This window comes from Leyella stercorea (genome assembly GCF_021531355.1).
Classification (GTDB): Bacteria; Bacteroidota; Bacteroidia; order Bacteroidales; family Bacteroidaceae; genus Prevotella.
The window spans coordinates 19693-31906 of sequence record NZ_JADYTS010000008.1; the positions used below are offsets into that span (position 1 = coordinate 19693).

Here is a 12214-nt window from a genome sequence, read left to right on the forward strand (position 1 = left end):
AATTTCTTTAGTTAATAAGTATACGAGTTTATTGAAAAACCTACTGATATAAGAACTGATATATACACTCTATACTGTCTTATTTAACAGTTACGGCAGTCTGCAGCGGCTGCTTAAGGTTGTTCATGAAGTCTTCTATCTGCATGTACCACACACGCTGGTTGGGTGTTCCGCTCTTGCACCATGAGGCACCGAAGTAGTAGGTGAAAGGTTCGTTGTTCTTCACGCCACGCTTTACGCCGACGGCGTTGCCAACGATGCCTGACTTCTTGTGCCATGGGTCACGTACGAGCTGGGTAGCATCGGCTCCATTGGGGAAGAGAGCTGCCACATAAATCTCAAACTGATGGCGTTCGGCAGAATCTGTAGGGTCGGTATAGGCTACATAGTTGGGCGCGAGCTTCAGGTCGGAAGCCTTCTCGGTGTGCACCACTACTCCACCGCAAACGTCCATCGGCTTCTTGAGTCCGTCGTACCATACGGTCATCTTATTGAAGAACGACCACTTGTCAAGGCTTATGATACGGTGTTCGGTCACGTTCTGACCGTCAATCTTCTCGGTGTTATAAACAAGTTCGAGTGTGAAGCGCAGCGGACCATTGTCCAGCACGCGATATTCCTTGAAACAATACGGCATTACGATGCTGTCGCCGAGCATAATGGCAGGTGTGCCGCATCCGAGGCTTGGACCTACGTTGTAGCAGTCGAGTCCGGTGCCATGGTCGAGGTGGAGCGAAACAACCTGGTCGAGCGAGTCGGCCTCCTGCTTGCGTCCTTCCTTGCGCATCTGTGCCGAGTGGCGATGGCCGTTGTATACAACAGCATAACGTTTCTCTACATCAGGATAAGGAGTGCTCTTGAGCCACACGTCCATACCAAACGCTTTCTCGCCGGTGCGCTGCAATGCTGGACCGTAAGCTCTGTACGAGCAGCGGTCGTTCTCCCATACAAAGTCGTCGACACGCCAAGGATACAGTTTTCCTACGGTATAGCTCTGTGTAGGGTCGGGTGTGCCAGCCTTGACATAGAACTTGGCTGTGCCGCCAGGGATAACAGTAGTCTCGACAAGCAGCTTGTTGTCGTGTGTTATCTGGCATGCCTCTGGCAGTCCATAGGGGTTTAACACTCTCACGGGGCTGCCTTGGGCTACTCCGAGAGCCTTCCACACTTCGTTGGCATCAAACTCAGCCACCTCAAGTCGTTGCTCCTGTCCGCTGTTTTTTACGGTGAGCACAACGTCGGCCATGCATTCAACCCCTTGAACCATTGCAAGGAGAAGCATGAACGCATACTTTATTTTCCGTATCATTTTCTATATATTAATATGTAATAGATATCATCTAAACGTACCAAAATTGATTATTTTCATTTGATATAAGCTTGATAGCGCTTTCAAATATACTAATAATTATTCTATTTAAGAATATTGTATTTTGGTTTCCCGATAGATTTAATAACTGTTATACATTTATTATCTATAATAGTACGTCTCAGTTTACAAAATTACGGCAAACCGATTATTTTCGAGTATAAAAACGTACAAACGACATACGAATTTCGTACACGGATATAAAAAAAAAGGGATTGCCCCATATCACATGGAGCAATCCCGAAAAAGGAGTTTTCTAACATCAACTTTTAACTTAGGGCGTAATACACATTTACCATAAGCCCTAAATATAAACTAATTATAAATAAACCATTTAATACAAAAAATCCCTATTTTCCATTTACATATGAAATATCACTATTTCTATCTATATTACCAATCTAAATCTTGCCGCCCTTGACTGCCGCCAACGGCAGCAGACACTTCCCAATTGACTTGGGAAGATAAGGGGTGTACATAAAGAATTGTCTGCTTGTTTGACTTTTAGTTTTTAATTAATTTGATATAAGTGTGTGTGCTATTGAATTACGATGCAAAGGTAGCAGGAAAACACCAATCGGACGGTACATTTTTGTCCGAAAGGTGTATCTGCCTGTTCACTTTTGAGCTTTTAACACTTATTTGAGCGCTACTTTAGCCAAAATGCCTTCTGTAGCCCATGGATCTTCGATTTCTTTAAGAATCTTGCCCATTCGCTTGGTGAGCTGCTTAATCAGCTTGCGATTCTCAGGCTTGTCGGCAATATTGTTGAGCTGATAAGGATCGTTCTGGTCGTCGAAGAGCAGAATCTCCTTACGCTTGTAGTCGCGTGTGATGTAGATGGCCATTGTGTAGCGGTGGGTCTTGAGTCCACGTGCTGCCGGGAAATAGTTGACAACGAGTCCGTCCTTATCCTTGTCGCCGTCCATATTCTGTATGTACAGCGCAGCGTCGGGACGCTCAACCGTCTTAGATGTCGGGTCGAGGAAGAGGCTTGAATAGTCAACACCCTGAGTTACCGACGGAATCTGGTCGTGCAGACCTACAAGACCGAGCATTGTAGGCATGATGTCGGGCGACGAAAGCAGCAGATTGTCGGTACGCGGAGTGAGATGGCCCTTATATCTTATTAAGAATGGAACGTTCATCGACTCTGAATACGGCGAGTTCTTAGGGTCGTCGGTATTCTGCGAACACATTGTCTCGCCGTGGTCGGATGTGAACACAACGATTGTATTGTCATCAAGACCTGCCTCACGCAGTGCGTCGAGAATCATGCCGAAGGCGCGGTCAACGCCTGTAACCGATGCGAAATAATAGCGAACCGACTCTGCCTTGCGCATTTCGCGGTTTGCATTCTTACGAACGAGGAGCTGATCGAGCGGCTGCTTGGCATACAGATTATAGTCTTCTTCCATACAGTCGGTGAGCGAACGATACGGGCTGTGAGGCGGGTTCATGCCCACCATGAGGAAGAACGGCTTGTTGGAGTCGCGCTCGCCGTTGCGGTTGAGAATGTAGCTTACAGCATGCTTTGCCTCATATATAGGCGACCACTCGTGCGGATCGTGACGATTGCCGTTGTTGTCCCAGTAGTGCGGGTTCTTGTGCTCGTCGAATGTGCCGTACGACAACCAGTAGTTGAATCCGTGACGCTGCTGCGGCTCGGTGTAGGCATCCCATACGGGGCGCTGTGTCTCTACGTATTCGCCTGGGTTCTGTGGCGAGTTCTTGGTAGGGAACTGCACATGAAGCTTGCCGATGTATCCGCAGTCGTAGCCCGCCTGGCTCATCACGTCGCTCCAGCTTACGGGGTCGGTAAGCCAAGAAGATATAGGACGGCTTGAGTTGCAGTTGAGAGGTACACCGCTCTTATTAGGATACATACCGGTAAGCAGCGAACCACGGTGGGGGCTGCTCAACGGACAGTTGCTCTGTGCCGATGTGAGCACTACCGATTCACGAGCGAAGCGGTTGATATTGGGGGTATGCACGGGGTCGTTCTGCGAGTTGATGGATCCCTCAAAGCCTGGCTGGCTCCAAAACTCCATAGCGTAATTGCGCATCTGGTCGGGGAATACATACACTACATTAGGACGCTGCTGTGCGGCAGCTGTTGTAGCGAACACCGAAAGTATAGGTGTTGCAACGTTCTTTAGCATAGACAGCTTGCTAAAAAAGCTTGAATTAGACATATATATTATTGTTTTTAGGTTTTACTATTGAGATATAAAGATTCCGTTCAAAAGGTTGTTCATCACGTTACAAAGTTATGAAATCATTGTGAAACAAACGTATATTTTAGTACAGAATCTTTATTATTTAGTACCCATTTGTATGGTTTTTAGACATTTTTTGCAGTTGGCACCCAAAAACAAACGTTATTAAAGTTGTACGCGTGCTGTTAAAAAAACTTGATTGTTTGCACGTTGCGCCATAAAGTAGTAATTTTGCAACGCAATGAAATACATATTATTAACAATCATCACGCTGATGCTGTTCACGGCGTGCGCCAAGACCGATGACGAGAAGGCCCAGGACCTGCTCGCCCAGATAGACCAACTCTATGCCAAAGGCAAGTACAAGGAGACTCTCGACTCAATAACCGTACTGCGCGACCGCTTCCCTATGGCACTTGAGTCAAGACGTAAGGCGCTCGTGGTATGGCAGAAAGCATCGCTCGCTATGGCGCAGAAAGACGTAGCAAACACCGACATACGCCTGCAGGAAGTGGCACGACAGATAGAGGAAACCACCGACCGACTGACACGCAACATGCTGCTTGTAAAGCGCGACTCGCTCCAGGCACGATACGAGGCTATGTGCGGTGTAGTGAGAATGATACACGCAAGGCAGAAACAATAGCATAGGATAAACTTGTTTATTTGACAGGTTTTTTGTATTTTTGTGCCGACTTATAAACAGACATGACAAAAACAGAAGAACAATTCAGAAGCGTGATGCAGGAGTGCCGGACGTTATTCGGCAAGAAACTGCACGACTATGGGGCATCGTGGCGCATATTGCGCCCGTCGTCGCTCACCGACCAGCTCTTCATCAAGGCCAAGCGCATACGCTCAATCGAAATCACTGGCACTACGCTTGTAGGCGAGGGTATACGCCCCGAGTTTATCGCTTTGATAAACTATGGCATCATCGGACTTATACAGCTCAAGAACGGATTCACCGACACCGTGGACACCACGCCCGACGAGGCGATGGCTATGTACGACGAGTTTGCCAAAGAATGCCTGGAACTGATGCTGCGCAAGAACCACGACTATGCCGAGGCATGGCGCGACATGCGCGTGAGCAGCTATACCGACTTTATTCTGACCAAAATACAACGCGTCAAGGAAATAGAAAACATCAACGGCAACACTCTCGTATCGGAAGGCATCGATGCCAACTATATGGACATCATCAACTATGCCTGCTTCGGAGCCATAAAGACTGCAGAGAACGAATAATACCCACACACTGCCAACATACGACAGCAGAAATAATTCATCAACAAAAATGTCCAAACTCAGAATACTCGCCGTAAACCTGTGCCGACTGATACTTGCACTGACATTCATTCTGTCAGGATATGTCAAGGCTATCGATCCGCTTGGCACACAATACAAGCTGAAGGACTATGCAGCCGCGTTGCATCTGGCGGAGTACATACCCGACTGGATTACGCTCACCGGAGCGATAGCATTGGCTATGACGGAGTTTGCACTGGGCATGTTCATGCTGTTTGCCATACAACGCCGACTTGTGTCAAAGTTCACGACGGCAATGATGGTGGTGATGACTCTCATCACGGTGTGGATATTCATAGCCAACCCTGTAAAGGACTGCGGATGCTTCGGCGATGCCATAAAGCTGACCAACGGCGAGACTCTGCTCAAGAACATTGTGTTGCTGGCAGCAGCAATAGTAACTATGTTGCGCCCTATGGACATGGGCAGACTAATATCGAAGTCGAACCAATGGATTGTGACCAACTACTCGCTGATATACATCGTGTGCACAAGCGTATACTGCCTGTATGCCTTGCCTACGTTCGACTTCCGTCCGTATCACATCGGAGCCAACATCAAGAAGGGCATGGAGATACCCGAAGGAGCCGAGCAGCCGGAGTTTGAGACCACGTTCATACTTAAGAAGAACGGACAGACGCGCGAGTTCACGCTCGACAACTATCCCGACTCTACTTGGGAGTTTGTCGACTCGAAGACCATTCAGACACGCCAGGGCTACGAGCCGCCAATACACGACTTCAGCCTGACAGACACTGAAACCGGCGAAGACATCACCGAGAATGTGCTAAATCACAAGGGATACACATTCCTGCTCATATCACGCTCATTGGCATACGCTGACGACAGCAACTTCGGTGACATCGACCAGATATACGAGTATGCAACGGAATACAAGATACCGTTCTACTGCGTCACAGCATCTACCGACAAAGACATCAACCGATGGCGCGACCTGACAGGAGCCGAATACCCCTTCTGCACTGCCGACGAGACAACACTCAAGACCATAATACGCAGCAACCCCGGACTGCTGCTCCTCAAGGATGCAACCATCATAGGCAAGTGGAGCCACAACCAATTGCCAGACACAGAAGAGCTGACGGCAAACCCCGACAAGCTGCCAATAGGACAACAGCAGGACGACGGAGTGACCAGAAAACTGATTAAGGTGTTGCTGACATTCCTGCTGCCTCTGGCTGTGCTGACCATTGCCGACCGAATATGGGCATGGTCGAAGTGGGTGCGCAACAAAGAAAAGAAAGAATCGGACAAAATATTTCAAATCTTTAAAAACAAAAGGAAAATGAGAAAGAAAATTGTAGCAGGTAACTGGAAAATGAACCTCAACCTGCAGGATGGCGTTGCTCTCGCTAAGGAAATCAACGAGGCACTTGTAGCTGACAAACCAAACTGTGAAGTTATCATCTGCACTCCGTTCATCCACCTCGCTTCTGTAGCTCAGGTGCTCGACCAGAACGTAGTAGCTCTCGGTGCTGAGAACTGCGCTGACAAGGCTAAGGGTGCTTACACTGGCGAAGTTTCAGCCGAAATGGTAAAGAGCACTGGCGCTCAGTACGTAATCCTCGGCCACTCAGAGCGTCGTCAGTACTACGGCGAGACAGCTGAGATCCTGAAGGAGAAGGTAGACCTCGCACTGGCTAACGGCTTGAAGATTCTCTTCTGCTGCGGCGAGACTCTCGAGGAGCGTCAGGCAGAGAAGCAGAACGAGGTTGTAAAGGCAGAGCTCGAGGGCTCAGTATTCCACCTCGACGCTGAGGCTTGGAAGAACATCGTTATCGCTTACGAGCCGATCTGGGCTATCGGTACTGGCATGACTGCTACTTCTGACCAGGCTGAGGAGATGCTTGCTTACATCCGCTCAATCGTTGCCGAGAAGTACGGCCAGGAGGCTGCCGAGGAGACTTCTATCCTCTACGGTGGAAGCTGCAAGGCAAGCAACGCTCCCGAGCTCTTCTCTAAGCCTAACATCGACGGTGGCCTCATCGGTGGCGCTTCATTGAAGTGCGCTGACTTCAAGGGCATCATCGACGCTTGGAAGAAGTAACCAGGACTCAACAAGACTAATTCAAAACAGTGGAGCTGCCGCAATTGCCGGCAGCTCCACATTATAATATATATATGAAACGCTTTCTATTCATTCTGAACTTGCTATTATGCATAGGCTCCGCCGCACAGGCGCAGACCTACACACAACACCTGCAAGAGAAAAAGCAGGGCAAGGCAAACGTCACCGTGACTCAGAGTCGCGAAATAGAAACGCTTGTCAACGGGGCAAACGTGAGCGCACGCAAACCTGCCATCGACAACCATACGACCAATAACGCACACAAGACCGACAACGCCCCAATCAAAAAGCAGAACAATCAGGAGCAGGCGCAACAAAAGCACACTGCCAACCCAAATAAAGGCGAAAACAACAACTACGCCCACCGCGAACAGCACGCTACTCATGAGCAGCATGCCGACAACCGCAAAACCGAAAGCGCGGAGAATAACGACAACGAGATGGAAATCCCGACTGTCGACATGCGCAAGAAGGTGATGCGACGCTCATACAAGGTGAACGGCTACCGCGTACAGGTATTTGCCGGTGGCAACTCGCGCAACGACAAGATTAAAGCTCAAAACGCTGGCAACGCCGTAAAAATGGCATTTCCAAGCCAGCCCATATACGTACACTTCTACTCGCCGCGATGGATATGCCGCATGGGCAACTACCGCACCTACGCAGAAGCCAACGCCATACTGCAACAGGTAAAGAAGATGGGATACAAGCAGGCTTGCATCGTAAGCGGAAAGATTACAGTGGCGTATTAGGAATTAGGAGTTTTGAATTTTGAGTTTTGAATTATTCTCGGCTTCGCCTGCGATTAGGAATTAATCAATTTTGAATTGAGAATTAAAAGCTAAAAATTCAAAACTCAAAATTCAAAACTCAAAACTCAAAATTGCCAAAGGCAACAATTCAAAACTCAAAACTCAAAACTCAAAATTGCCAAAGGCAACAATTCAAAATTCAAAACTCAAAACTCAAAATTCAAAATGATAACTCCCGAATACCGCGAGGGTCTCGACGACCTCGCATCACACTACAAAGAAGTGCTGACATTGCTCGGCGAAGACCCCGAACGTGAGGGACTGCAGAAGACTCCTATGCGCGTAGCAAAGGCTATGCAGGTGCTCACACGCGGCTACTCACAGGATCCGCACAAAGTGTTGACCGACGCCCTCTTCAAGGAAGACTACAACCAGATGGTGCTCGTCAAGGACATCGACGTGTTCTCGCTCTGCGAACACCACATGTTGCCCTTCTACGGCAAGGCACACGTGGCTTATATCCCTAACGGCTACATCACCGGACTAAGCAAGATTGCACGCGTTGTGGACATTTTCTCACATCGTCTGCAGGTGCAGGAGCGTCTGACACAGCAGATACGCGAGTGTATCGAGGACACACTCCATCCCCTCGGAGTGATGGTAGTGATTGAGGCAAAGCACATGTGCATGCAGATGCGTGGCGTGGAGAAGCAAAGCTCCATAACCATGACAAGCGACTTCTCGGGCGCTTTCGAGCAGGCAAAGACACGCCAGGAACTGATGAATCTCATCAATTCAAACTCGCACAAATTCTAATCAACAAAAAAATTCAAAAAAAAGTTGATATATCCGTGCAATGTTTTCCAACAGCCTGCATTATAGTTAATGTAAGGCAATAAAACAATAACATTGCAACGAATATATAAACAATAAAAATCAAAACAAACAAAATGAAAAATTTCAAGAATCTTCTCATGACATTCATCGGCATCATCGCCGTAGCCATGTGTGCAACATCATGCCTCAACAGTGATGACGACTCTATCGACGCTGTAACCCAGAATCGCTACCAGAAATTGATGTCTGGAATGTACTCGGGCAAGGCTCGATTCTACCAGCTGAAATCTACAGGAAATTTGTCAAGCCAAAAGACTTATGTAAAGTACGACTCTATCCATACATCATGGGACGTAAGCGCTGACTCTACATTCAGAATCAAGAACTTCCCCGTATTTATGCTCGATAGCGCTGTGGTAGTAGAAAAGTCTGCTACTGGCACCGAAGCCGAGAAGTATCGCGCACTCAACCAGGCAATCCGCGCATTGAAGAACAGCTCGGAAGGATATTTGATGTGGACAAAGGCAAGATATGTTATTCCCTCAACAAGCTGGGTAAGCGAGAACGTAATCCAGTTCTACGTACAGCCTTACACCATCGAGCGCAAAATCAACTTCGACGGAGCTGAGCACACGGTATACTTCGTATTCAGCCCATACACCACTGGAGCTTTCTCTTCTACCAACCGTAAGTTCCAGGCACAGCTTGCTCTGAGTGCAGTATGCATCGACAAGCTCGATTCATCACACACTGTTCCGTCACAGTTCATGAATAGCATTGTTGTGACATTGGCTGACTAAACAGCGACGACACCACAAATATAACAAGCAAAATATATCGATGAAATTCATTTCATGGAACGTAAACGGTCTGCGTGCGTGCGTGCAGAAAGGGTTTGAAGACTCTTTCCGCACACTCGACGCGGACTTTTTCTGTCTGCAGGAGACAAAGATGCAGGCAGGTCAGCTCGATTTGCAGTTTGAAGGCTACAACTCCTACTGGAACTACGCCGACAAGAAGGGATATTCGGGCACTGCCATATACACACGCCACACACCTATCAGCGTAAGCTACGGCATAGGCATAGACGAGCACGACCACGAGGGACGTGTCATCACGCTCGAGATGCAGGACTTCTATCTCGTGACATGCTATACGCCCAACTCACAGGACGGACTGCGCCGACTCGACTATCGCATGCAGTGGGAGACCGACTTCCTCAACTATATCAAGCAGTTGGACGCAAAGAAACCCGTCATCCTTTGCGGCGACCTGAACGTGGCACACGAAGAAATCGACCTCAAGAACCCAAAGACCAACCGCAAGAATGCCGGATTTACCGACGAGGAACGCCAGAAAATGACAAAATTCCTTGCCAATGGATTTATCGACACCTTCCGCACGCTGCATCCCGACGACCCTACCTACTCATGGTGGTCGTACAGATTCCGCGCTCGCGAGAAGAACGCAGGATGGCGCATCGACTACTTCATCGTGTCGGAACGACTGCGAGCCAACATCGCCTCGGCAGCAATACATACTGAAATATACGGCAGCGACCACTGCCCAGTAGAGCTCGTCATAGAATGACGGGCTTATTTTTTATAATGTGATACGCATAACCTAAAGAAACATTAAAATATTTGTCATTTCCGCAAAAAGTAACTATCTTTGCACAGATAAACTGTGTCCGTGTATACATCTGTTTCTTGACATTTCTATCTGGACATACAACAATTCATAAAAAAAGATTAAAACAACAACCAAATACAGCCTAACCCCATAACTTACAATGATTAAAAGAATAAAGAAATTCAAGAAAATACGCTTACACCGTGAAGGAACCGACACTCTCGTATACGGATTCATATTCATTGCAGCTATCGCACTGTTATTGTGGCGCTTCTGCGACAACAAAGCCCCATTCTGGTGCTTCACTCTCATATTCGCTGTAGTATACGGTATCGTCATCAACTTCTTCCGCTGCCCTATCAGATTTTTCCCAAGCGAAGACACAGAGAAGATTGTAGTAGCTCCAGCCGACGGACGTATAGTAGTGATTGAGGAAGTAGACGAAGACACATACTTTCACGAGCGCCGCATTATGGTGAGTATTTTCATGAGTCTCTTCAACGTACACGCCAACTGGTTCCCCGTAGACGGACGTGTGAAACTCGTAGCACACCACAACGGCAACTTCCACAAGGCATGGCTGCCCAAGGCAAGCGAAGAGAACGAACATTCTGACGTTGTCATAACAACTCCTGATGGTGTTGACATCCTGTGCCGACAGATAGCAGGTGCTGTGGCGCGACGCATCGTGACATATGCCAAGGAGGGTGAGGATTGCTACATCGACGAGCATCTCGGATTTATCAAGTTCGGATCGCGCGTTGACGTGTATCTGCCGCTCGGCACCGAGATATGCGTGAAGATGGGACAGGCCACAACCGGCGACCAGACTATAATAGCTAAGCTCAAGTAGAGATTGGCTAATAAAAAATACGGAACAACAATGAACTTGAATAATCGCGGCAATGCCGCGATTTTGATTTTATAAATTCAAAATTCGAATAATGGCAAACTTCATTACAAGTAAGATACCAAACACCATGACATGTGGCAACCTCGTATCGGGCTGCATAGCTACCTACTTCGCCTTATGCGGCGAAGCAAAACTGGCGCTCATGTGGATTGTAGCAGGAGCCGTATTCGACTTCTTCGACGGAATGAGCGCCCGTCTGCTCGGAGTAAGCTCGCCAATAGGCAAGGAACTCGACTCGCTTGCCGATGATGTGACGTTCGGTGTTGCACCATCTGCTATGGTGTTCACACAACTGTCGGTAATGGAATATCCGTCGTTTATGGAACCGATTGCGCCTTATGTACCGTTCTTCGCATTCGTAATGGCAGCATTCTCGGCATTGCGACTGGCTAAATTCAATCTCGATATACGACAGACAACATCGTTCATCGGACTCCCTACACCTGCCAATGCCTTGTTCTGGGCATCGTTGCTGGTATCGCAACCCGACATCATCGAGAGTTCTTCAGTGATGGTATTGCCAATACTTGCAATGATATGCGTAAGCAGCTGGCTATTGATTGCTGAGATTCCGATGTTCGCCCTCAAGTTCAAGAACTGGGGATGGGCAGGCAACGAGTTGAGATATTCATTCATCATATTCTCTGCCGCCATGATAATATGGCTGGGCATAATGCAAAGCTTCTGGGTTATCATTACAGCTTACTTCCTGACATCGGTTATAGCAAACACTGTAAACAAAACTGCCAAGCAATAAGTAGCGGAAATAGCTCAAGAGAGGCACAAATATAATTATTAACTTCAAACAGACAACGAAAATGGTATTTGTAGGACTCTTTCTGAAATCTATATTTCTCATCTTGCTGCTGAGCGCTTTCTTCTTCATTGGCATCATATTGTACTTATATGTACGCGTGAAGAAGATGGCAAAGACATTCAACACCAAGTCAACAAAGCGCTCCACCAACGAGAACAAACAAAGCTCGACAAACGAACAAATCTACGACGAACGTCCGGAGAACCAAGCCAAGCGAAAGATATTTGCAAAGGATGAAGGCGAATATGTCGACTTTATCGAAGAAAACAACTGAT

General features: G+C 47.7%; 12 protein-coding genes. 10 read left to right on the forward strand and 2 right to left on the reverse strand.

Annotated elements, in window-relative coordinates; all coding sequences use genetic code 11:
• Positions 1-79: 79 nt before the first annotated feature.
• Positions 80-1309: a DUF4861 family protein gene (locus tag I6E38_RS03725; RefSeq protein ID WP_235392746.1), complete on the reverse strand. Its 1230-nt coding sequence runs from the start codon at positions 1307-1309 to the stop codon at positions 80-82.
• A 698-nt stretch (positions 1310-2007) separates the two neighbouring features.
• Positions 2008-3531 (reverse strand): sulfatase family protein, encoded by a 1524-nt coding sequence (locus tag I6E38_RS03730; protein ID WP_235392747.1) that lies wholly within the window; start codon positions 3529-3531, stop codon positions 2008-2010.
• Positions 3532-3829: 298 nt separating this feature from the next.
• On the opposite strand from I6E38_RS03730, the gene I6E38_RS03735 reads away from it, so the two are divergent.
• From I6E38_RS03735 to I6E38_RS03780, 10 genes are all read left to right on the forward strand, one after another.
• Positions 3830-4234: a hypothetical protein gene (locus I6E38_RS03735; protein ID WP_235392748.1), complete on the forward strand. Its 405-nt coding sequence runs from the start codon at positions 3830-3832 to the stop codon at positions 4232-4234.
• A 62-nt stretch (positions 4235-4296) separates the two neighbouring features.
• Positions 4297-4839: a DUF1599 domain-containing protein gene (locus tag I6E38_RS03740; RefSeq protein WP_235392749.1), complete on the forward strand. Its 543-nt coding sequence runs from the start codon at positions 4297-4299 to the stop codon at positions 4837-4839.
• Between the two features lie 49 nt (positions 4840-4888).
• Positions 4889-6967 (forward strand): BT_3928 family protein, encoded by a 2079-nt coding sequence (locus I6E38_RS03745; protein ID WP_235392750.1) that lies wholly within the window; start codon positions 4889-4891, stop codon positions 6965-6967.
• Positions 6968-7041: 74 nt separating this feature from the next.
• Positions 7042-7740, forward strand: a complete 699-nt coding sequence (locus I6E38_RS03750; RefSeq protein WP_235392751.1) for an SPOR domain-containing protein — start codon at positions 7042-7044, stop codon at positions 7738-7740.
• Positions 7741-7965: 225 nt separating this feature from the next.
• Positions 7966-8556: a GTP cyclohydrolase I FolE gene (gene folE / locus I6E38_RS03755; RefSeq protein ID WP_235392752.1), complete on the forward strand. Its 591-nt coding sequence runs from the start codon at positions 7966-7968 to the stop codon at positions 8554-8556.
• Between the two features lie 134 nt (positions 8557-8690).
• Positions 8691-9377, forward strand: coding sequence for a DUF4840 domain-containing protein (locus I6E38_RS03760; protein WP_235392753.1), 687 nt, complete (start codon positions 8691-8693; stop codon positions 9375-9377).
• Positions 9378-9417: 40 nt separating this feature from the next.
• Entirely contained in the window at positions 9418-10167 is a 750-nt protein-coding gene (locus I6E38_RS03765; RefSeq protein WP_235392754.1) for an exodeoxyribonuclease III, read from the forward strand.
• A 202-nt stretch (positions 10168-10369) separates the two neighbouring features.
• Positions 10370-11062: a phosphatidylserine decarboxylase family protein gene (locus I6E38_RS03770; protein ID WP_235392755.1), complete on the forward strand. Its 693-nt coding sequence runs from the start codon at positions 10370-10372 to the stop codon at positions 11060-11062.
• Between the two features lie 91 nt (positions 11063-11153).
• Positions 11154-11879 (forward strand): CDP-alcohol phosphatidyltransferase family protein, encoded by a 726-nt coding sequence (locus I6E38_RS03775; protein WP_235392756.1) that lies wholly within the window; start codon positions 11154-11156, stop codon positions 11877-11879.
• A gap of 61 nt (positions 11880-11940) precedes the next feature.
• Complete coding sequence (locus tag I6E38_RS03780; RefSeq protein WP_235392757.1) at positions 11941-12213, forward strand: DUF4834 family protein; 273 nt, start codon at positions 11941-11943, stop codon at positions 12211-12213.
• Position 12214: the final 1 nt, after the last annotated feature.

Bases quoted from the DNA above. Each gene is read 5' to 3' on its own strand.
- I6E38_RS03765 (WP_235392754.1), top strand. From the start codon at position 9,418: ATGAAATTCATTTCATGGAACGTAAACGGTCTGCGTGCGTGCGTGCAG.
- I6E38_RS03725 (WP_235392746.1), bottom strand. From the start codon at position 1,309: ATGATACGGAAAATAAAGTATGCGTTCATGCTTCTCCTTGCAATGGTT.
- I6E38_RS03730 (WP_235392747.1), bottom strand. From the start codon at position 3,531: ATGCTAAAGAACGTTGCAACACCTATACTTTCGGTGTTCGCTACAACA.
- I6E38_RS03735 (WP_235392748.1), top strand. From the start codon at position 3,830: ATGAAATACATATTATTAACAATCATCACGCTGATGCTGTTCACGGCG.
- I6E38_RS03740 (WP_235392749.1), top strand. From the start codon at position 4,297: ATGACAAAAACAGAAGAACAATTCAGAAGCGTGATGCAGGAGTGCCGG.
- I6E38_RS03770 (WP_235392755.1), top strand. From the start codon at position 10,370: ATGATTAAAAGAATAAAGAAATTCAAGAAAATACGCTTACACCGTGAA.
- I6E38_RS03750 (WP_235392751.1), top strand. From the start codon at position 7,042: ATGAAACGCTTTCTATTCATTCTGAACTTGCTATTATGCATAGGCTCC.
- I6E38_RS03780 (WP_235392757.1), top strand. From the start codon at position 11,941: ATGGTATTTGTAGGACTCTTTCTGAAATCTATATTTCTCATCTTGCTG.
- I6E38_RS03745 (WP_235392750.1), top strand. From the start codon at position 4,889: ATGTCCAAACTCAGAATACTCGCCGTAAACCTGTGCCGACTGATACTT.
- I6E38_RS03775 (WP_235392756.1), top strand. From the start codon at position 11,154: ATGGCAAACTTCATTACAAGTAAGATACCAAACACCATGACATGTGGC.
- folE (WP_235392752.1), top strand. From the start codon at position 7,966: ATGATAACTCCCGAATACCGCGAGGGTCTCGACGACCTCGCATCACAC.
- I6E38_RS03760 (WP_235392753.1), top strand. From the start codon at position 8,691: ATGAAAAATTTCAAGAATCTTCTCATGACATTCATCGGCATCATCGCC.